We start from the raw sequence: 20,773 nt of genomic DNA on the forward strand, positions 1-20,773 counted from the left end.
ATGTCATGCCCGGTTTGCAGGAGATCATCGCCATACTGATCGTCGGCGTCGTTGCCGGCCGCCTCGCCTGGCGTTTCTGGAAAAAACCGTCCGGCAGCTGTTCGGGCTGTGCGTCGGCACCACCTCCGGAAAAGGAAAAGACGGTCCGCTTCTACAAGCGAATCGACTGACCTGCCAGGGAACGATGAATTTCCCGGCGGCTGCGCCATACTTTGCGCATGTTGATCCGTCACCCTCTGTTTGCCTACGGCTTCCGTCCATTCTTCTTCCTTTGTGGCCTCTTTGCGCTGCTCGTCATTCCCGCCTGGCTGCTGATCTGGCTGGGCAATGCCGAACCTCTCGCCGGCCGTCTGCCTGCGCAGCTCTGGCATGCCCATGAAATGCTGTTCGGCTTCACGGCCGCAGCCATAACAGGCTTTCTCCTCAGCGGCGTGCCGAGCTGGACCCGCAACCGTGGCTTTGGCGGCCTGCCGGTTTTCACGCTGGCCCTGGTCTGGATGGCTGGTCGCGTGGCATTTGCCCTCGCACCGTTCTGCAGCCTCCCGCTGCTGGCCGCACTGGAACTCGCATTTCTGCCTCTGCTGATAGCGCTGATCGCACCGCCGATCATCCGCGAACGAAACCGCAATATCGCGATGCTGCTCGTCCTCCTGTCCCTGTGGATATCAGACGCCGTGTTTCTGTTCTCGCTGGCGCGGTCGGATGCGGCTCTCGCCAGTCATGCGCTGCTCACCGCAATGAACATCGTGCTGCTCTTGTTGACCATCGTCGGCGGGCGGATCCTGCCGGCCTTCACGAGCAACGCGCTGCGCCGTGCGAACATCGCCTTCAATTTGCACAGGTATGCGTGGCTGGAGACGCTGCTGCCGGTCGCGATGATCGCGGTGATCGTCGTCGATGTCTGGCAGCCCGGCCCGATGCTGCGCGGCTGGCTTGCATGCATCGTCGCCGCGCTGCACGCCGTGCGGCTTTCAGGCTGGCGCAGCCTGCGTACCGGCGGCGATCCGATGTTATGGGTACTGCATCTGGCCTACGCATGGTTGCCGCTCGGCTTTGCACTGAAGGGCATCGCGCTGCTGGGCGAGGCGATCTGGGCACAGTACTGGCAGCATGGCTTCGGCATCGGTGCGATTGCGACGATGATCCTTGCCGTGACCACACGCACCGCGCTCGGCCACACCGGCCGGCCGCTGGTGGTCAGCCGGCCGATCCTCATCGCCTATCTGCTGCTCGCGCTGGCAGCACTACTGCGCGTCGCCGGACCGGTGGTCTGGCCGGACAACTATTCAGCCGTGCTGCTCGCTGCCGGCACGAGCTGGGCGCTCGCTTTCCTGATCTACGTTGCGGTCCATGGCCCGATCCTGGCAACACCACGCGTGGATGGAAAACCGGGCTGAAGTACCGCAGCCTAATTCAGGCCATACCGATCAGTCACTCGTGCCCGCTGCGGGAAATACCTAGAACACAAGGCTGGATTTACGCGTTCTACGCACCACGGCGGCACTTTTCCCCTCACTTGTAAGTACAACTCGCTATGCAAAGCGCGTCCGTCCGCGCGCCTAATATGCAGCAGCGAAATATATCCAGCAAAGGAGTGACTACAGTGACAGTTTCACGTACTACCACTTCGGCAAAGCGTCTGGGGCTTGGCGTCCTGTCCGCACTCGCCAGCAGCATGCTGATCACGCCGGTCGCTTCCTATGCCGGCGACGTGGGCACCGATATCGCACAGGCCTTCAAGGACGGCAAGACCAGCGTGTCCTTCCGCTACCGCTATGAGAACGTTGACCAGGACAACTTCACGGATGATGCCAACGCATCCACCCTGCGTTCACGCATTTCCTTTCAGACTGCGGCCTGGCAGGACCTGAGCCTGATGCTGGAACTGGACGACATCCGTTCTGTCGGCAAGCAGCGCTACAACAGCACCCGGAACGGCAACACCAACCTGCCGACGGTGCTCGATCCTGTCGGAACCGACCTGAACGTTGCCGCGATCAAGTACATGGGGCTGGCGAATACGGAAATCGTCGTCGGCCGGCAAAAGATCTCGCGCGGCAACGAGCGTTTTGTTGGTCCGGTGGGCTGGCGCCAGAACGAACAGACCTACGACGCGGCCTCCGTCAATTACAAGTTCAACGACAAGCTGCAGGCCTACTATGCCTATGTCGGTCAGGTGAATCGCATATTCGGTCCCGACAGCGGCACGCCGCCATCCGACCTGAACGGCAATACGCATCTGCTCGACCTGAGCTACACCTTCAGCCCGGCCGCCAAGCTGACCGCTTACGGCTATTTCCTCGACTTCGATGAAGCCGCCGCCTTGTCGAGCCAGACGCTCGGCCTGCGCCTGGCCGGCGACATCAAGATCAACGACCAGTGGTCAGTTCCCTATGCGGCCGAGTGGGCCACCCAGGACGACTATCAGGACAACCCCAACAGCTACAGCGCCGATTACTATCTGGCAGAGGCCGGGGTCAAGTGGCAGAAGGTAACCGTCAAGCTGTCGTATGAAGTGCTGGAAGGCGACACCGTTGCCAACCACCAGTTCCAGACGCCGCTGGCGACGGCACATGCCTTCCAGGGCTGGGCTGACCAGTTCACTTCGACCCCGACCGGCGGCATCGAGGATACCTTCGTGCAGGTGGACTTCCCCCTGCTCGGTGCCAACATCAAGGTGCGCTATGACGACTACCAGGCCGAAACGGGCTCGGTGGACTACGGCAACGAACTGGGTATCTGGGCCACCCTGCCGATCGGCACCAACTACTCGGTTGCCCTGAAGTACGCCGCCTTTAACGGCGACAACGAAGCCCCCAGCTACGTTGACGTCGACAAGTTCTGGATCATGCTCTCCGCAAACTTCTGATCCTGAGCCGATACGCAAGAAGGGCCCAGGCAGCTCCGGCTGACTGGGCCCTTCCTTTTTTTGGCACGCAACCCTTCTTCAGGAAACAAGCATGAAGGGCCGCCTGCCCTTCATGGAAAACCGACCCCTCATCCGGATACGTAGCGGCGCAGCTCCTCGATCACGAATTGCTGATCCTTGATGATCTCCTTGACGAGGTCACCGATCGACACCACACCGATCACCCGTCCCTCATCGATCACCGGCAGATGGCGGAAATGCCGCTCTGTCATCAAGGCCAGCCCCTGCTCGACCGTCATGTCGACCGACACCGCGATGACATCGCGCGTCATGATCTCCTCGACACGCGTATCGGCAGAACGCCGCCCCTGCAGGATGATCCGACGGGCATAGTCGCGCTCCGAGATAATGCCGAGCAGCTTCGGCCCTTCCATGACCAGCAGCGCACCGACCCCGCGCTCGGCCATGGTGGTGATCGCCTGCAACATCGTGTCGCCCGGCGCCACAGACCAGATCTGCCCCCCCTTGTTCGTCAGAATCGTCCCGATCGCTTTCATTGTTGTTCCCTCCCGCCCCGTAACGACAACAGTATAGAAGCATGGCTGCCGCGTTTCGCGCCCCAGGCTCCGGGCCGGGACGACATTCAGCTCCGCAGCGCTCTGGCCAGGAACGGCAGGCTCAGGTCCATGCGATAGTCGATATCCGAGTGATCATCATCGAATTCTTCGTAACGGTGCGCAATGCCCGCGGCCGACAGCCGCCGGGACAGGATCCGGCAGCCATAATGGATGTGGTACTGGTCGCGCCAGCCACAGTCCACATACAGGCCGCGCAGCGAGCGCAGTGCCGCCGCATGCCGCGTGACCATATGGATCGGGTCGTGGACCAGCCAGCGCTTCCAGTTGGCAGCAATCAGCTCACCGGTTTCCGCATTGAATGGCAGGCGAAAGCCGAGCGGTGCCTGCGGTTGCGGATCGTAACTCGCGGCCATGCACAGGTTCATCAGCGCCAGGCCCTCGGCCCGCGAGACCTTGGACTTCTTCCAGATTGCATCCAGGAAGCGCCGCACCCGGCCGTCGTCATGGCCACGAGCCAACGCCACCTCTGCGCCAGCGCGGGCGGCACGGTAAACACCCGCTTGCCGGCGCGGCAGCCGATACTTCGCCAGCTCGTTCAGTGTGTTCGGCCAGTCGCTGCGATAGACAAAGTCGAAATGCGCATCCCCGGAATGATCCGCGACCGCGCCCCAGGTGGCCGGATATTTCATGCCATGGACCAGCGCGCCGTAGCCGCCCGAGGATTTGCCGAAGCAGCCCCGATGCTCGCGCGCAGCGAGCGTACGGAACTCTGCATCGACGAAGGGGACGATCTCGCGCGTCAGATAGTCAGCGTAGCGTCCAATCGCGGAGGAATTGATGTACTGGTTGCCGCCGAGTGCGGTGAAACAGTCCGGCATCACCAGTATCACCGGCGGCATCTTCTTTGCGTGAATCAGCCGCGCCACGCGCTCGACCAGGTTTTCGCTGAACGGCTTCCAGTTGAGGTGCGCGAGCCCCGAGCCGGTAAAACCGGCGAAATCGTAGAGCACCGGAAACCGCCGCTGGCCCCGGCCATCGTAGCCAGGCGGCAACCAGACGGCGAGCTTGCGCACATGCGGGTCATTGAGGCGATTGTCCTTCAGGACGCGCGAGACGTGCTCAAGGACGACAAGCTTGCCGGCACTGCCCGGACTGTGTTTACGAGCCATGATTTGTCTGCGACTTCAGGTCGTCACCTCGTAAAAGATACGTCGCGCCTTCTCCGCGCCGATCATCCTGGCCATCATGCCCTGGGCCTTGTCCTGGGTGCGTATATCGCTGACGAACTGCGCCTGCGCTTCGCTGATCTGCGCCAGACGGGCCTCATCCTGCACCGCTTCGCAGCCGACCAGGTGACCCAGATAGACATGCAGATAGTCGAGACCGCAGTTCATGAAATCATCAAAGCGGTCTTTCGGCAACATGCCGTAGATGCCGGCGGGCGTGCGCCACTTCAGCATCCATTCCGGATAACGGTCTTCACAATCAAAAGATCCATGGCGCTGCCGCGCTTCGAGCAGCGGTGCGACCCACTTCTGCATGTAAGCCTCATCCCGGAACGGACAGTTCAGGTTCACATGCGCGATCAGCTTGCGGCCGGTCAGCAGGCAGAAGAACAGGAAGATCGGTGCGTCATATCCGGGTTCCGGATAAATGATGAAGTTCATCTGGTCAAGCGACGGGATCTTCACTGAAAACCGCATGCCGAATACCTTTCGGCAACGCGGCGCCTGCCAGTTCATGTGGCGGGCCTTGAGGATTTTCAGGAAGGAATGCGGCTCAGCCAGCTCCGGGTCCAGCACCACGGGCCTGAGTTGCAGCTTTGCATCCACCACCTCGATCAGGTCCTGGAACCGGCGCTCCAGATCAAAATCAGCTGCCATCTGCGGGTCTCATGCCAGTGGAATCAACTGCAGCATACCCCCGTGATGCAGCCGGATAGACAAAAATTCGGCGAAAACGCCTGCATGGGCTATTGTCTGTCCTGCCGCAGAAAAGGATCCAGCGATGAAACAAAACTACCAGTTCGAAAAGCGCCAGAGAGAGATGGAGAAAAAGAAGAAGAAGGCAGAAAAAGCCCAGAAGAAGGCCGCAGCTTCCGAGACACCACCACCGGCCCCACCGGCACGCAGCTGAAGCGGAGGATTACATGTACTACATCGTTGAAAGCAGCAAGAGCTTCGACCAGGCCTCGGCCGATCTCGAGGCAGCGGTGAAGCGGCACGACTTCGGCGTGCTGCATATCCACGATCTCGGCAATACCCTGCGCAGCAAGGGCGTGGCATTCGACCAGCAGTGCCGGGTATTCGAGGTCTGCAATCCCGGACAGGCCGCCCGGGTTCTGGCCACCGACATGCGCATCAATATGGCTTTGCCCTGTCGTATTTCGGTGTACACCGAAAACGGGGCGACGAAGATTGGCCTGATCAAGCCACGCGAAATGCTGTCTGCACTGTCCCGGGACGCCACCCTGATGCAGGTCGCCCAGGAGGTCGAAGACCAGACCATCCAGATGGTCGACGAGGCGCGCTGAGTCGGAACGCGCGGCGACGCGGGTATTCGGCCCCGGATTCAGCGCGCTGCCGGACTGCCCTCCGCCGCCACAAAGGGCACTGGCCGGTACACCCAGTGCGCCGGATCTGCCTGGCGCGCCGGCGACGGAATCACCCGCACCTCACCATTGCGCTCGCAGGCATCCAGTGCGAGTCGGTCAATCTGCCAGCCCTTGCCACGCAGTTCGCGCATGAACTGCCAATAGGTCTGCATCAGCAGATCTTCACGGTCAACGTTGATCACCGGCCACTCGGGGATATCCGGTGCACGCTTCGGCAGATTGGCTTCGGCAATCGCCTTGTCCTGGTAAACGTTGCGCAGGTTGCGCTGCAGGTGGTCCTTGTCCTTTTCCGGTTCCAGCATGAAATTGCGGAAGACGACCAGGTACATCTTCGTGTTCTCTTCATCGATGGGTGTGGACATGGAATAGAAGACATTGGTGAATGACGTATCCGGGGTACCGATCTGGATGCGGCCGTATAGCGTGAATCCCGGCAGATAGAACGTCAGGTGCGAGTTCACCTCGGTACGCTCCTTGCGCATCTTTGCCCACTCGCCTGATGGCGGCGGTGGCCTGGAAACCAGATGCGTGCGAAAGCCGTTGTCGAGCCATTCCACGCTGTGCGCCGAAGGCCGGCTCGGGTTTTCCTCGTTGAGCGGGATGCCATGGACGATGTGCAGGTGTACCTGATCGAGATCCACCATCTTTGCCCAGTGCACGTTGGCTTTCCATGTATCGGAGAAGATCACCCGTCGCCAGGCCGGGTCGTTGTCTTCCGGCATATCGAACAGCGGATGCGCCTTTTCGGGCCGGTCGCCCAGAAAAACCCAGATCAGGCCATGTTTCTCCTGCGTCGGGTAGCTGTCGATCCGGGCCGAGGCAGGGATGTCGGCAGCCGGATCGAGCTGCGAGGGAATATTCGTGCACCGGCCACCGGCGTTGAAGCGCCAGCCGTGGAACACACAGGACAGCGTGCCATCATCCTGTCGCTTGCCCTGCGCGAGGCTCGCGCCACGGTGACAGCAGGTGTTGCTCAGGCACACCGCCTTGCCCTCGATATCCCTGAACAGCACGAACTCGCGCCCGAGCATCTTCACCTTCACCGGTGTATCGCTGACGCTCTCGCTCCACTCGGCGATGTACCATACGTTCGCAAACAACATGCTTGTCGACCCTGCTACTGCTTCACGACGACAACACGCCCCTCGGCGTTGACCGTCACCCGATAGCGATTGCCATCCGAGCACGAAGCGAGATAGTCGTTGTCGCCTTTCCTCTCGGCGCGCACGACCTGCCCGCAGGGCAGCCCCTGCAGGGCTATCACCGCTGTCATGTCCTTGGCGGCGGCTTCATCGGCACCAATATCCACGGCAAGCAACGGTCCGGCACAGCAAACTGTCACAAGGGCCAAAACCATATTCGTCAGCTGTCTGCGCATGCTCATGCTCCTGCCATCAGATTGTTCTCGGAAAACTTCTTCGGGTCCGAAAGAATGCCCCAGATCGCTTCACGCGAGCTGACGATATCCCTCGCCAGCGCCCGATCACTGTCCTGAAGGAGTGACAGCACCTTCATCAGCAACCGGTCATAAGCCGCCCGCAGCTCCGTCAACGGAATCTTGGCGCGCCCGCGGTACTGATTGCGAAAGGTATCGAGCAGATCGTCGACCTGGTTCTTGAGCGCCAGCTTGGTCATCACGCCGATGGCCTTGGTCGCACGCAGTCGCGACTCGAGCCCGGCCAGATCGAGCGGCGGTGCAGCTGGTGGCGCGGCAGCGACCGGCGGCGGTCGTGGCGCTGGGGCCGCGCTCGCTGCAGGTGCCGGCGTTTGGGCAGCAGGCGGCGCGGACCTGGGCGTGGCTGCCGACGGCGGTGGACTCACCGGTGCCGATGCCGGTGCAGGTGGTGGTGCTGAAGCCGGAACCGGAGCGGCTGCAGTCGCTGTCGTTTTCGGCGGCGCAACTGGCGGCACGACCGACACGTCCCTGGCCGATTCAGCTCCGGCCGCCTCAGGCTCAAGCGGTGCCGGCTCGTTTTCAACGACCGGCGCTGCAGCTGCCGCCGCCCCCGCCGAGGACCGCGATTCCCTTGCCGGAACCGGTTCAGACGATACGGCCGCTGCCGCCGGCGGAGCAGGTGCCTGTTGCGCAGGGGTGCAACCAGCAGCGAGCAACACGGCGAAAACGGCGATGGGCGAAAACGACCTGTCCATGAAGGAATGGAACCGCATTTGACTGCAAGAGGCAACAGGTTGCCGAAAAGAGCTGCCCGGAACGATCAAAAACGGCGATCGCGCCGCAACTTCCCTGGCCAGCGCGCCTTCATGCGTTCGACGATGTCAGGCGCCGCCCGCAGGAGCACCGCCCGGTTCAACTCCTGGTACACGGGCGGGCCGCCTTCTTCCGGCCACTGTCGTGTTGCATCAATGATTGCCTTGCTCGTCGTCACCCGGTCGGGCGACCCGGGGTCCAGCGCAAATGCACGCTTGCCCCTGAGGATTTCGGTAGCGGATCCCGGCTGCCATCGCGAACCGATTGCGAAACGCACCGCCGCCGAGTCGAGGATGTCGATGTCGTCATCGACCACAATCACGATCCGCGACAGCGGATTGAAGTTGGCGAGAGGCTCAGCCACTTTCAGGCCCTGGCCCGGTGCGTCCTTGCGGATGCTGATGTATGCGATGCCCTGCGAGTCGCCCGGCATGAAGTAATCCACGACCTGGGGAAAGGTCTTGCGCAGCGCGTAAATGCTGGCCGCAGACTGGGCCGCCGTGCAGTATTCGGAGACGACGCCGGTGAAGCTGTTCATGACCCACGGCTGGCGCCTGTGGGTGAGCGCATCCACCCGCATCACGTAGTTTTTCTCTTTCGCAATGCCCATATAGCCGTACATCTCGTGGTACGGCCCTTCAGGTTCGAGGTTGACGATATCCACCGTGCCCTCGATCACCATTTCAGCGTTGGCAGGCACCAGGAAGTCGCCGCCCCCGGTTCGCACCACATCGATTGCCTTGCCGCGGAAACCGCCGGCCACGGCGAGTTCGTCGATCGGCTTGCGGTTGCCGATGCGGTTTGGCACCCGCGAGCTGCTCACCATCCATGTCATGGGATCCTGGCCGATCACCAGCGCAACCCGCACCGTCGTCTCGCCGCGCTGGCTGGCCGCCATTACCATGCGATGGCCGGTCTGGCCTGCTTCGAAGTTCACCATCACCTTGCGCGGCCCCTTGACCTGGCAACGGTAGGTACCGAGGTTCACGCCCAAGTCCGGATCCCGGGTGAACACGGATGCCGTGTTGATGTAAGGGCCGCCATCGCCCGGATTACCGCGAATGAAGGGAAAGGCCGTAACGTCAACCTCGTCACCCGTCAACCGCACTTCCTTGCACGGCGCCTCCTCAGCGCGTACTTCTCGCGGCTCGATCAGCGCGTACTCGCCGTTGTCGCGCTCGAGCTGCGCCAGCAGCAGGTCCTTCACCGTGCGGTAGGACCGGCGGGGATCGTGCGGATGCGGCTCAACGCCGAACAACAGTGCCTCGGCATCCATATGGCCCTGCACGTTGGCCACGATCGGGCCGGGATATACCTGGCCGTTGGCGCGCAGATTTTCAAACACGACCGCTGGCGCCTCGCGCCGGCCGAACTCTTCGATCAATGCGTACATGATCCCGGTCGCCTCGTACGCATCCTGGTCAACATCGCGAAAGCGCAACACGAGACCACGTGCGTCCAGCGCTGCTATCCAGTCGCGCAGCGACTCGAAAGGTGCCATGGAGCTGCCTGTGGAAACACCGGGTGAGCTGTTCATTGGCAGATCAAACCGCAGTTGATGGCAAGAGGCAACTGCATGCCCGGTCATCGCACCCGGCGCTGCAGCCAGGCGGGCTTGATTGCAGCCAGATCCGTTGTGCCGGCGAATTGCATCGCCCGCTTGAGTTCGCTGTCCAGGATCGCCATGACCTTCGCGACGCCGTTGTCACCGTAAGCCGCCAGGCCGAACAGATAGGGCCGGCCCACGCAGACCGCGGTGGCGCCCAGCGCCAGGGCCTTGAATACATCGGTACCGCGCCGGATGCCTCCGTCCATCAGGACCGGCATGCGCCCATCGACTGCCTGGACAACCTCCGGCAAACACTCGAGAGTTCCGCGGCCACTTTCTTCCTGCCGGCCACCGTGATTCGAGACGATGATGCCGTCCACGCGCCTGCTCACCGCCAGTTCGGCATCTTCGCGCGTCACGATTCCCTTCAGCAGGATTGGCAGCTGCGTGTTGGCGCGCAACCAGTCCACAATTGCCCAGGTCATGGCCGGATCGCCGATACGCTGCGGCCCCTTGTAACCTTCCAGGTTCCCCGCACGTACCCGGCCTTTCCGCGTCGATCTTCGGGCGAACCAGCGTTCGCCCTCGCGGTTGCCACGGGTCGGAGAGTCCACCGTCAGCGCGATCGCCCGGCAATCGGCCTCTTCCGCCACCGCCAGCAGGTGCCGCATGAATCCCTCGTCCGGTGAGGCATAAAGCTGAAACCACAGGGGTGCCGTACCAGCAGCACGAATCTCGGCGATGCTGCTGCCAGTCATTGTGGAAGCGATCATCAGATGCCCGCTGGCCGAGGCGCCGCGCATGGTCGCAGGCTCGCCGTCGGCGTGGATGGTCTGCTGTGCCCCGACCGGCGCCAGCAAGATCGGCGTTGGCAGTTTCTGCCCGAACAACGCGATGCCCGTGTCGATGTGACTGACGTCGACCAGCCGACGGACACGAATTTGCCAGGCGTCGAAAGCCTTGCGGTTGGCCTCGAGGGTGAGCTGATCGTCCGCGCCATTGACGATGAAGTGCCAGGTTTCCGGATCGAGCACTTTCTGCGCCGCGCGCTTCATCTGAAACACATCGAGTACCTCGTCGAGCGTTTCCGGCATCGCCAGTTCGGGACGGCTGCGCGCAGCGCGAGGCAGCAACAGACCGGGGGCGGCCAGCAGCGGTGAGGCGAGCAGGAAGCGCAACAGCCGGCGCCTAGCGATGATTTTCTCAGGCATGGATCGGGGTCCTCTGCAAGTGACATACTCGGGGCGCAATCCGCATAACGATAGTGGCCAGACACCATGCTTGGCCACCCGCTGCGTGGCAGGCAAGCAGACCGGAGCCGGGAAAGGACGCAAAACACGATGAAACTGAAAAACAGGACTATCTGGATCACCGGCGCTTCCTCCGGGGTCGGCGAAGGCATGGCGAAGGTATTTCACCGCGAAGGCGCGGAACTCATCCTCTCCGCACGCCGTCTCGCCGAGCTTGAACGGGTCAAGGCTGCCTGCACACAGGGTCCGGGCAGCATACGCCTCGTGCCCTTCGACATCATCGACGCCGGCCAGCGCGAGCAGGCGGCACGAGAGGTGCTCGGCAACTACCCGCGCCTCGACATACTGGTGAACAACGCCGGCATCGGCCAGCGCTCGGCGGCGAAAGACACGCTGCCCGAAGTCGAGCGGCGCATCATGGAAGTCGATTTCTTCGCGCCGGTGGCACTGACGAAGCTGGTACTCCCCCGCATGATCGAACAGCAGGGTGGTCACCTGGTTGTAACGTCATCCGTCGCAGGCAAGCATGCGGTTCCCCATCACAGCACCTACTGCGCGGCGAAGCATGCCCTGCACGGCTACTTCGACACGCTGCGCATCGAGCACCTGGCCGATCACATCGACGTCACCCTGCTGGTAATCGCCGGCATCAGGAGCGATGTCTACCAGCATGCGCTGACTGCCGACGGCTCGGAGTACGGCGCGAGCATTGGCAGCGATGGCACCAGCATGAGCGCCGAGGAATGTGCAGAACAGGTGGTGGATGGCATGCTGAGGCGGGACTTCGAAACCGTCATCGGCATCGAGATGGCACTGCAAGCCCTGCGCATCAAGGACAAGGACCCGGCGGCGTTCGTGCAGCGCATGGCCGGCATGATGAAGTGGCTGGAGAAGACCTGATCTCCCCCATGAATGCGCCTGCGGGTACCTCCACCTTTCTGGTCACCGGCGCCACCAACGGCATCGGCAAGGCTACGGCACTGGCGCTCGCCCGGCAGGGTGCGAGCGTCATCATCCATGGCCGCCATCCGGGCAGGCTCGAGGCAACCCTGAACGAGCTGCGCACAGCCACCGGCAATCCGGCGCTGAATACCGTGCGCGCTGACTTCGCATCGCTGGCCGAGGTCGCCGCGCTCTCCGCACAGCTGCGCCGGGAGTTCGCGGGACTCAGGGTACTGATCAACAATGCCGGCCTGCTCACCGATCGCCGGCAGCTGAGCGTCGACGGCTTTGAACTGACCTTTGCCGTGAACGTCCTGGCACCCTTCCTGCTGACCCTCGGCCTGCTCGACACGCTCAAGGCCAACGCGCCGGCGCGCATCGTCAATGTCGCATCAACGGCACTCGGGGGTGGCCGAGTGGATTTCTCCAACCTGCAGCTCGAGCGCGGCTTCGAGGGCTGGCAGGCCTATGCCAACAGCAAGCTGATGAACGTGCTGTTAAGCAACCATCTCGCGGCTGAACTGGCCGGCAGCGGCGTGGTGAGCAATGCGCTGTGCCCGGGACTCATCGACACGAACTTCTTCCACACCAATACGCTGTTCGCTGGTGGTACCTATGAACGGCTGCGGCCGGGCATGCGCCCGCCTGCAGAAGGCGCGCTGGTGCCCCTGTATCTCGCCACCGACCCGGCAGCCGGCGAGAGCAACGGAGCGTTCTACGTTCGCGAAGGCCGTGACGGCCGGCACGCCGTTGCACTCCCCTGGGACCGGGCCGTGGCTGCGCAGTTGTGGGCCTACTGCCTGGACTGCGTGCAGCGATGGCTGCCGGTGAGGCAATAGCTGTTACAGCGGCTCGATCCGCCCCTTGCCAGACAACCGCACAACGAACTGACCTGTCACCGGATCCACACACCAGCCGCGGGTTACACCCTGCGCCTCGTCATCGTCGGCGTCCGACCATAGCACCCAGCACTCGCGCGGCGCGGGCAGCGCTTCATCACGCTGAAAGCGCAAACCGAACTGCGCAGAGTCACCGGGATCGAAGCCCGCAGCCCGCGCTGCCTCCCAGGCAACCGGACTGTCGACGAAGCCGCCAGAAAACGGCTTCATCAGCACGCACGCATCACCTGTGCCGACATTCTCGACCGTGCCATTGGCGAGCGCACGAATGCGCGTACAGACTCCCTTCGAGCGGGACTGCACATCGTAGAACCAGAAGGCGTGCTTTGGCCCCTCCGCCATGCTCGTGGTCACAAGAACGAGTTCGGCATCCGGCTGCCACTGCCTTGCTGCAACCATTACCGGCTCGAGCAGCGCGCGGGCGGTAATGCCGTCATCGTCCACCGCTGCCGGGGCAGGCGCAGTCGAGTCCGACGAGGTTGATGTCGATGACGCCGCAGCTGCCGGCGCTTGCGACCCATTGCTCTTGCCGCCACAGCCAGCAGCGAGAAAGACGGTCAGGCCAAGCAACAGCAAGATCTTCGGTGTATTCATGGTAATTTTCCCCTGCATATCCAAAGGTGTGACTGCTACCGGCGAATGGCGAGCGGGACCGGACGGCTCAGTCGATCGGTCCCGCCGGATAGAGTCGCAGCTTGTCGATACCGACGTAGTAGCCCGTCGCTTGGGCATGCTTGCCGGTAATCATCAGGCTCAGCTGCCGTTTCCCGGCCTGCAGCGCAAAAGTTCCCAGCTGGACCGGACCGCTCGTCATCACCTGCGGTGCCATGCCATCAAAGGGCACCGTGCTCTTGTTGCCATCGATCTCGAACTGGAGCTGACCGTAGTCCGGTGCACGCGTCATGTAAATCTCGACCGCATACTTCGAAGCTGCCGGCACGTCGACGAAAAGATCAAGCACGGCGCCAGTCGCGCCCCCGCTCCAGAAGAGCTGTGCACCCCCGCTCCAGCCGCTCCCGAAGCCCGCCATCTGCTGCACGCGCGCCTGGCCGCCGTTGACGGTCGTCGCTCCCGAGGTCACGAACGATTCCCCTTCGATTTCCATTTGTGTCGCAGGCCCCGTCACCCTGGCCGCTCGCTGCGGGCTTTCCGCGGCGGGCTGCGCGACCCGACGAGCGTCCATGGGCTGACGACTCGCTGCACCGGAACCGCGCTGCATCTGCTCGATCACTGCGGCACGACCCGCGACGTCTTGTGGCGGTGAGCGCGTAGACGCCGTTCCGGTACTGCCCGCGCCCGTCGACGCGACGCCGCCCACCGTGGTCCCCCCCGGCGAGTTCCCGGCAACCGCCTGCTCAACCTTTGGCTTTTCGGCCGGCGGCGGCTGACTCGGCGGCGGCAGATTGGAAAGCGCCTGGGCTTCCGCAAGCGACAGTTTTTTCGCGGCCCAGAACTGCCCCTGCACCAACAAATTGTAGATGCCGCCGGATTCAACCTTGGCCGTGACCTTGACCGCGCCACACGCAGCTGGCCCGCCGGGAGGGTCCTTGAGGAATGGATCCTGGGAGCAGATTGCCCTGGCATCGCGCACGCCAACCGAATCGCCGGTGAACTTGAGCGTCTCCACCGCCTCGCCGGTCAGGCGATCCCAGCTCGCGCTACCCAGATAACTGAACGACAGACTGTCCGACGTCGTCGTGTGGGAACCGACACCTGTCTTGATCTCGCTCCAGGTGTAAGTGCAGTCGCCAGTGATCTTGTAGCTTTGCTTGTTCGAGATCACACCCGAAGCGGCCTTGAGTGTCGGGCTGGAACACTGCAGCCCAAAGGCGGGTTGGGCAAACCAAAGCGACATGGCGAGGATCAGAGAGACGCGATTCCGGTACATGAGACCTGCCTCCTGCGTGCGAGAGCCGGATCAATTGTGCGCCGAACAAAGTCTGTCTGCAGCAACCGGCCCGGGACGGCCTGGCAGGCAGGGGCAACGTACGCCCCGCGTCTGGAAAAATATGTGGCGGAGGGAGAGGGATTTGAACCCCCGTGGGGCTTGCGCCCCCCACTGATTTCGAGTCAGGGCCGTTTAGCCTCTCCGGCATCCCTCCGGTTTCAGGCTGGCGCCGCATTATAGGTATTCAGCGCCGTGGCGTCAGGTTGAATCGGCTGTACCGAGCTGCAGCCTGAGGATTTCCAGAAAACCCTGCGGGTCGGTCAGTACATTCTGCTCGATTGCCTCACCGGTGGCCGAGCAACCACCCACGACGCCACCGGTCTGGTCGCCGCTCTCCGAGGCCTTTTCCTGGCGATAAAAACGAAACCACCCGGCCAGCGGCAGACCACCACCGTGGTCCTTCATATAGGTCCGGTAGGCCGTGTAGCGGGAGGCAACCATCTCGACCTCGGCGGGATCGATGCGACGCACCCGGCACAGGCTGCGCCAGTCACTGCTGGTTGATTCGGGCTGTGTGACCGTCTGGGGCATGGCATCACGGATCCTGTCGCGGGACTGAACAATAACGGAAATCGCTGCCCGGGGGTCGGCCAGCTGACTTGACGGGAAAGGCCATATATCTCTCGTATATTATTGTTTTAATTGTTTTTATACATAAACCCCAACATTAAAAATCACACCTGCGCCTGTTCCCGGTCGAAGCCTGCGTGCTACGGTTCGCGCCGATCATGCGTACTGCACTGCTCATCGCTGTCGCGAGCCTGCTATGTACCTGCGCCCGGCAACCCTCACTGCTTGAGGAAGTCAGGGCCCTGGGCGAGCTGCGCGTGGTCACCCGCAATAGCCCGATCACCTATTACATGGGCCAGGCCGGCCCCGAAGGACCGGACTACGAACTCGCCCGCAGCTTCGCCGAAAAGCTCGGCGTCAAACTCAAACTGATCGAAGCCGAGCGCTTCTCCGACCTCCTGAAAGAAGTCCGCGCCGGTCGCGCCCACATCGCTGCTGCCGGCCTGACGGTAACGCCGGAACGGGCCAGGTCCGTGGATTTTGGACCCTCGTACCAGCATGTGAGCCAGCACCTCGTCTATCGGCGTGGACAGAAGCGGCCCCGCTCAGCCGCCGATCTGGTGGGCAAGCGCATCGAGGTCATTGCCAGTTCAAGCTATGTCGAGTCACTGATGGCAGCCCGCCGCGAGGTACCCGGCCTCGCATGGATCGAAAACCCCTCAGCAGACGCCGGCGAACTGCTCAACAAGGTCGCCGATGGCGAAGCAGACTTCACGGTCGTCGACTCGAATCTTTTCTCGGTCTTTCAGCGCTTCCACCCCGAGCTGCTCGTCGCCTTCGATTTCAGCAAGGGCGACTCGCTGGCCTGGGCCTTTCAGCGCCGCAGCGAACACAGCCTGATCGATGCAGCAGGCGCACACATGGCCGCAATGCGTGCCTCCGGTGATCTCAGTCATCTGATGGACCGTTACTACGGACATCGCGACTCTTTCGATTACGCCGGTACGCGGAAATTCATCCAGGACTACAAGAGCATGCTGCCGCACTACCGGGCCTTGTTCGAAGCCGCAGGGAAGCGCGCCGACATCGACTGGCGGCTGATCGCTGCAGTCGGTTATCAGGAAAGTCACTGGGATCCGGCTGCCGCATCGCCCAAGGGTGCGCTGGGCATGATGATGCTCACCCCGGATACGGCACTGCTGATGAACGTCGAGGATCGCAGCGACGCGGTACAGAGCATCACCGCCGGCTCAAAGTACCTGTGGCGCATGCGCAGACGCATCTCGCGGCTGGCGCCCGGAATATCCGAACCTGACCTGACCTGGATGGCGCTGGCTGCCTACAACATGGGCTATGGCCACCTGCTCGATGCGCGGCGCATCGCAAAACTGAACGGCGGCAATCCGGACCGCTGGACCGATATCAAGCGCGCCCTGCCGTTGCTGATGGAGCGCCGCTGGTACGAGAAAACCCGCTGGGGTTTCGCGCGCGGCCATGAAACCCGCGCCTACGTGCGCAACATCCGAAACTACTACGACATCCTGGTGTGGCTTACCGAAGGCCGGAATGCCTGGCGCCGGACCGAGCCCGCCATGGAAGTACCCGTGAAGGCGGCTGACATCCGGCCGGCGCAGGCCATTGCCATCGAGAACCGCAGCTAGACCGCAGGCCTTCCGCCCCGACGGGTGCGAAAGAAAGCCTGCAGCAGTTCCCGGCACTCGTCTGCCAGCACGCCGCCGGTCACGTTGACGCGGTGATTCGCGGCAGCGCTGCCCAGCACATCGATGACCGTCCCGGCAGCGCCGGCACGCAGGTCCGGCGTCCCGTACACGACACGCGCGACACGCGCATGGATCATGGCGCCGGCACACATCGGGCAAGGCTCCATGGTCACATAGAGCGTACTGCCAGCCAGCCGGTAATTGCCGAGTTGCCGGGCTCCGGCCCGCAGCGCCTCGATCTCCGCGTGCGAACTCGGATCACAGCTGCTGATCGGCCGGTTCCAGCCCTCCCCGATCACCGCCCCTTCGAGCACCAGCACCGCACCCACCGGCACTTCGCCGGCCAGCTCCGCACTGCGCGCGAGTTCGAGCGCACGGCGCATGAACACCGCGTCGTCAACGACACCGGATACACCGCAAGTCACCACGTTTACACGACCGGTCGCCTGAGTTGCCGGCCAGTGTAACGCGAGGGCTCAGGATACCGGCATGCGCATCCTCATCAGCCGCCGACGAAACACCAGGCCACCGAGGCCTGTACCGAGCAACCAGATGCCACCCGGCAGTGGTACCGGGCTGGCGCTGGCGCTCAGCACCACTGAGTGATCGAAGTACAGGGCGGTGAATGAAACCCCCGGATCGAAGCCACTCCAGGTCACGTGGCTGAAGACGCCCAGCAGGTCGCTGACGTCCGCCACTCCGTCATCAAAGGTGATGATCGTGAAGGTGTCACCGTTGCCGGGGTTGTACCCGCCGAGGCTCGATACGTGGACCGTACCGTTGAGCGACAGGTTGCCGACCACATCCATGGTATCGAAGTCCGCGAGCGATGCCAGGTTGAACTCGATCAGGCCGACGGCATCCTGGGTGTAGTCGCCCGCGATCAGCAACTTGCCGAGGCTGGTCGCGGTGCCCGGCTGTACCTGACCAAAGTTCTGCACGGCCCGGCCGGTTGCCGAATCATAGGTGCCGGTGCCCTGAAGAGTACCGTGATTCTGCAGATTCGCCCCGCCGCTGGTGGATGCGAATGTCGTGCCAGTGGCGGTACTGATCGTACCCAGATTGTCGACCGCGTTTGCAACGCTGATCGTGCCGGCATTCACATTGACGTTACCGGTGTTGTTGAAGTTGACGCCCAGGTCAAAGGTGGTGAGGGTGTTCTCGGTCTTGTTGTAAGTCCCGATATTGTTGAAGTTGTGCGGGCCACCGACGTTGTGCTCGATGAAGGAATCGAAGGCGTTCGAATCATTGAACGTACCGTTGTTGTTTATCGTCGCCCCGTTCCAGAACCGGATGGCGTTGTTGTTGTTCGCGGTATTGCCGCTCCAGGTCGTGGTGCTTTCAAGGTTCAGGGTGCGGCCACCCACCAGGACCTTGAGATTGGGACCCGAGATCGCCACGTCATTGGCAAAGGTCGTGCTGGCGGCACCGGATATCGTGCCGCCGGTCCAGGTTGTCAGGCCCTGGAAGGTCGCATCGGTACCGGACATGGTGCTGCCACTCAGCAGGAACGGCGTCGTGTGAGTGCCGCCGTTCACGGTGACGGTCGCATCCGCTCCAACGTTGTCGGTGCTGATCTGGAAGGTGCCCGCGCCGCTGGTCGTGACGTTGTTCAACGTGTGCGCCCCATTCCGGAATTCCAGCTTCGCACCATCCGCGATATTGAACACGCCGGAGTCGGTGCCTCCGCCCCCCATCAACATCGTCCCGGCGTTCACGTTCACCGTGTCGGAACTGTTGAAGATCACCCCGATCGTCGTGGTCGTGCCTGACTGCTTGTTGAAGGTGCCGTTGTTGTTGAAGATGCCGCCACCGTTGCCGGCGCTGATAATGCTGTCGAAGGCATTGGAATCCGTAAAGGTGCCCGTGTTGTTGAAAGCACTTGCGGTGGCTATGGCAATCGCGTTGTTGTTGGTGCCCGTGTTGCCGGACCAGGTGGTGTTGCCGGCATTGACGCTGCGACCACCCGAGAGCGTCTTGGTATTTGCACCCGTGATGGCCAGCGTGCTGCCAAAGGTGGTGCTTGCGGAAGCTGCGCCCGTGATGGTACCACCCGTCCATGTGGCGGCGCCCTGGAAGGTGTTGCTGGTGCCTGTCATGGTGCTTCCGCTCAGCAGGAACGCCGAGGTGTGCGTGCCGCCGTTCACGGTGACGGTCGCATCAGCTCCAACGTTGTCCGTGCTGATCTGGAATGTGCCAGCGCCGCTGGTCGTGACGTTATTCAGCGTGTGAACGCCGTTCCTGAATTCCAGTTTTGCGCCATCGGCAATGCTGAACTGCCCGCTGTCCACGCCGCCGGCCTGCATCAACATCGTCCCGGCATTCACGTTGACCGTCGCGGTATTGTTGAAGACAGAACCCATGGAAGTCGTCGTGTTCGACTGCTTGTTGAAGGTACCGTCGTTATTGAAGGTACCGCCGCTCATGCTGCTGTCGAAGGTATTGGCGTCGGTAAAGGTTCCGGTATTGCTGAAGATACTGGTGTTCGCGATGGCAATGGCGTTGTTGTTGGCGCCGGTATTGCCGGTCCAGGTGGTATTGCCGGCGCTCACGTCGCGACCACCGGTAAGCGACTTGCCGTTGGCGCCACTGATCGTCAGCGTGCTGCCAAAAACAGTGCTCGTCCCCTCCGCACCCGTCAGCGTTCCGCCGGTCCAGGTCGCCGGACCCATGAACACCTGATTACCCCCGGTAACGGTACTGCCGCTCAGAAGAAAGGCCGAGTTCCAGGTTCCACCGGTAATCGTGACGATCGCATCCGCGCCAACATTGTCCGTGCTGACCTGTATCGTGCCCGCACCGCTGGTCGTTACGTTGTTCAGCGTGTGAGCGCCATTCCTGAACTCCATCACGGCCCCCGTCGCGAGGGCGAAGCTTCCGGTACTGGTGCCGCCGGACTGCATCAGCATCGTTCCGGCATTCACGTTGACCGTCGCAGCATTGTTGAAGACGGTACTCATGGTCGTCGTGGTGTTCGTCTGCTTGTTGAAGGTGCCGCCGTTGTTGAAAGTGCCACCGCTGATGGTGCTATTGAATGCGTTGGCGTCGCTGAAGGTACCGGTGTTGTTGAAGACACTCGTGCTTGCCATGGAGATGGTGTTGTTGTTGGCGCCGGTGTTGCCGGACCAGTCGGTGCTGGCCGCATTCACAACGCGGGCACCGGAGATCGTCTTGGCCGTTGCACCGGATATGGCGAGCGGGCCGTCGAACTGGCTGATGCCGGCACCGGTATGGGTACCGCCGGTCCAGGTCGAGGAACCGGTCAGCGTGAGCGCGCCGGTGCCCGATATCGTGCCGCCAGCCTGGGCAAGCCCGAGAATGGTGGTATCGGAATTCAGCTGCGCATTGCCCGCATTGATGATCGCGGTATCGCCCACTCCGGGCGGGCCACCAGGCGTCCAGTTGGTGCCGATGGTCCAGTCAGCAGTGACGCTGTTCCAGGTCAGCGGCGCTGCGCTGGCAGAACCAGGCGCCGCCAGGACGACAGGCAGGGTGGCCAGTGCCAGCCAGGATCGGCGGCGCATGTCGGAACTGATGCTCTGGGGGAACGAACGGAAACCGCGCGCCTTGTACATGACACCTGCTCCCAAACAACGCCTTCCACGACGCTTCCCGGCGAACAGGAAAGGCTTCAATGCTGAATAGACCGGTGCTTCCGTGCAGGGTCTGGAACCATGACCTGCG

General features: G+C 62.5%; 21 protein-coding genes and 1 tRNA gene. 8 read left to right on the forward strand and 14 right to left on the reverse strand.

Annotated features, from left to right (window positions below; all coding sequences use genetic code 11):
• Nucleotides 1-5 precede the first annotated feature (5 nt).
• The 3 genes from H6979_04320 (at nucleotide 6) to H6979_04330 (ending at nucleotide 2,869) form a co-directional block, all read left to right on the forward strand.
• On the forward strand, nucleotides 6-170 hold the full coding sequence (locus H6979_04320) for a hypothetical protein (protein MCP5139060.1): 165 nt from the start codon (nucleotides 6-8) through the stop codon (nucleotides 168-170).
• 48 nt (nucleotides 171-218) lie between these two features.
• A complete protein-coding gene (locus tag H6979_04325) occupies nucleotides 219-1,397 on the forward strand; it encodes an NnrS family protein (GenBank protein ID MCP5139061.1) in 1,179 nt (392 codons plus the stop codon).
• Nucleotides 1,398-1,603: 206 nt separating this feature from the next.
• Nucleotides 1,604-2,869 carry an alginate export family protein gene (locus H6979_04330; protein ID MCP5139062.1) on the forward strand — a complete coding sequence of 422 codons (1,266 nt, stop codon included), beginning with the start codon at nucleotides 1,604-1,606 and terminating at the stop codon, nucleotides 2,867-2,869.
• 128 nt (nucleotides 2,870-2,997) lie between these two features.
• Here H6979_04330 and H6979_04335 read toward each other — a convergent pair whose 3' ends face one another.
• The 3 genes from H6979_04335 to H6979_04345 form a co-directional block, all read right to left on the reverse strand.
• Nucleotides 2,998-3,426 (reverse strand): CBS domain-containing protein, encoded by a 429-nt coding sequence (locus tag H6979_04335; GenBank protein ID MCP5139063.1) that lies wholly within the window; start codon nucleotides 3,424-3,426, stop codon nucleotides 2,998-3,000.
• Between the two features lie 86 nt (nucleotides 3,427-3,512).
• Nucleotides 3,513-4,616: an enterochelin esterase gene (locus tag H6979_04340; protein MCP5139064.1), complete on the reverse strand. Its 1,104-nt coding sequence runs from the start codon at nucleotides 4,614-4,616 to the stop codon at nucleotides 3,513-3,515.
• Between the two features lie 15 nt (nucleotides 4,617-4,631).
• The gene (locus H6979_04345) at nucleotides 4,632-5,330 is read right to left on the reverse strand and encodes a hypothetical protein (protein ID MCP5139065.1); all 699 of its coding nucleotides are present in this window, start codon (nucleotides 5,328-5,330) and stop codon (nucleotides 4,632-4,634) included.
• A gap of 266 nt (nucleotides 5,331-5,596) precedes the next feature.
• Here H6979_04345 and H6979_04350 point away from each other — a divergent pair, with 266 nt between their 5' ends.
• The gene (locus H6979_04350; protein MCP5139066.1) at nucleotides 5,597-5,980 is read left to right on the forward strand and encodes a DUF302 domain-containing protein; all 384 of its coding nucleotides are present in this window, start codon (nucleotides 5,597-5,599) and stop codon (nucleotides 5,978-5,980) included.
• A 38-nt stretch (nucleotides 5,981-6,018) separates the two neighbouring features.
• Here the strand turns inward: H6979_04350 and H6979_04355 are convergent, their stop codons facing one another.
• Genes H6979_04355 through H6979_04365 form a run of 3 tightly spaced genes read right to left on the reverse strand, consistent with a single transcriptional unit; the run spans nucleotide 6,019 to nucleotide 7,882 of the window.
• Nucleotides 6,019-7,164: an aromatic ring-hydroxylating dioxygenase subunit alpha gene (locus H6979_04355; GenBank protein ID MCP5139067.1), complete on the reverse strand. Its 1,146-nt coding sequence runs from the start codon at nucleotides 7,162-7,164 to the stop codon at nucleotides 6,019-6,021.
• Between the two features lie 14 nt (nucleotides 7,165-7,178).
• Nucleotides 7,179-7,439 carry a hypothetical protein gene (locus tag H6979_04360; protein MCP5139068.1) on the reverse strand — a complete coding sequence of 87 codons (261 nt, stop codon included), beginning with the start codon at nucleotides 7,437-7,439 and terminating at the stop codon, nucleotides 7,179-7,181.
• Between the two features lie 2 nt (nucleotides 7,440-7,441).
• A complete protein-coding gene (locus H6979_04365; GenBank protein MCP5139069.1) occupies nucleotides 7,442-7,882 on the reverse strand; it encodes a hypothetical protein in 441 nt (146 codons plus the stop codon).
• Here H6979_04365 and H6979_04370 point away from each other — a divergent pair.
• On the forward strand, nucleotides 7,857-8,234 hold the full coding sequence (locus H6979_04370) for a hypothetical protein (protein MCP5139070.1): 378 nt from the start codon (nucleotides 7,857-7,859) through the stop codon (nucleotides 8,232-8,234). The genes H6979_04365 and H6979_04370 overlap by 26 nt on opposite strands.
• Nucleotides 8,235-8,277: 43 nt before the next feature.
• Here the strand turns inward: H6979_04370 and H6979_04375 are convergent, their stop codons facing one another.
• Nucleotides 8,278-9,807: a UbiD family decarboxylase gene (locus H6979_04375; GenBank protein MCP5139071.1), complete on the reverse strand. Its 1,530-nt coding sequence runs from the start codon at nucleotides 9,805-9,807 to the stop codon at nucleotides 8,278-8,280.
• Between the two features lie 47 nt (nucleotides 9,808-9,854).
• Nucleotides 9,855-11,030: an alpha-hydroxy-acid oxidizing protein gene (locus H6979_04380; GenBank protein ID MCP5139072.1), complete on the reverse strand. Its 1,176-nt coding sequence runs from the start codon at nucleotides 11,028-11,030 to the stop codon at nucleotides 9,855-9,857.
• A gap of 129 nt (nucleotides 11,031-11,159) precedes the next feature.
• Between H6979_04380 and H6979_04385 the strand changes: the two genes are divergently transcribed.
• Nucleotides 11,160-11,969, forward strand: coding sequence for an SDR family NAD(P)-dependent oxidoreductase (locus H6979_04385; protein MCP5139073.1), 810 nt, complete (start codon nucleotides 11,160-11,162; stop codon nucleotides 11,967-11,969).
• An 8-nt stretch (nucleotides 11,970-11,977) separates the two neighbouring features.
• A complete protein-coding gene (locus H6979_04390; GenBank protein ID MCP5139074.1) occupies nucleotides 11,978-12,850 on the forward strand; it encodes an SDR family NAD(P)-dependent oxidoreductase in 873 nt (290 codons plus the stop codon).
• A 3-nt stretch (nucleotides 12,851-12,853) separates the two neighbouring features.
• Here H6979_04390 and H6979_04395 read toward each other — a convergent pair whose 3' ends face one another.
• From H6979_04395 to H6979_04410, 4 genes are all read right to left on the reverse strand, one after another.
• Nucleotides 12,854-13,504, reverse strand: coding sequence for a hypothetical protein (locus H6979_04395; protein ID MCP5139075.1), 651 nt, complete (start codon nucleotides 13,502-13,504; stop codon nucleotides 12,854-12,856).
• Nucleotides 13,505-13,571: 67 nt separating this feature from the next.
• Complete coding sequence (locus H6979_04400; GenBank protein MCP5139076.1) at nucleotides 13,572-14,798, reverse strand: hypothetical protein; 1,227 nt, start codon at nucleotides 14,796-14,798, stop codon at nucleotides 13,572-13,574.
• A 124-nt stretch (nucleotides 14,799-14,922) separates the two neighbouring features.
• A tRNA-Ser gene (locus tag H6979_04405) sits at nucleotides 14,923-15,012 on the reverse strand.
• A 44-nt stretch (nucleotides 15,013-15,056) separates the two neighbouring features.
• On the reverse strand, nucleotides 15,057-15,389 hold the full coding sequence (locus H6979_04410; GenBank protein MCP5139077.1) for a hypothetical protein: 333 nt from the start codon (nucleotides 15,387-15,389) through the stop codon (nucleotides 15,057-15,059).
• Nucleotides 15,390-15,586: 197 nt separating this feature from the next.
• Between H6979_04410 and mltF the strand changes: the two genes are divergently transcribed.
• Nucleotides 15,587-17,029: a membrane-bound lytic murein transglycosylase MltF gene (mltF, locus tag H6979_04415; GenBank protein MCP5139078.1), complete on the forward strand. Its 1,443-nt coding sequence runs from the start codon at nucleotides 15,587-15,589 to the stop codon at nucleotides 17,027-17,029.
• On the opposite strand, the gene tadA is transcribed toward mltF, so the two are convergent.
• Together tadA and H6979_04425 are read right to left on the reverse strand one after the other, a co-directional pair.
• Nucleotides 17,026-17,472, reverse strand: a complete 447-nt coding sequence (gene tadA, locus H6979_04420; GenBank protein MCP5139079.1) for a tRNA adenosine(34) deaminase TadA — start codon at nucleotides 17,470-17,472, stop codon at nucleotides 17,026-17,028. The genes mltF and tadA overlap by 4 nt on opposite strands.
• 93 nt (nucleotides 17,473-17,565) lie before the next feature.
• Nucleotides 17,566-20,664: a hypothetical protein gene (locus tag H6979_04425; GenBank protein MCP5139080.1), complete on the reverse strand. Its 3,099-nt coding sequence runs from the start codon at nucleotides 20,662-20,664 to the stop codon at nucleotides 17,566-17,568.
• Between the last annotated feature and the right edge of the window lie 109 nt (nucleotides 20,665-20,773).

It is taken from the genome of Chromatiales bacterium (genome assembly GCA_024234935.1).
Taxonomy (GTDB): Bacteria; Pseudomonadota; Gammaproteobacteria; order Steroidobacterales.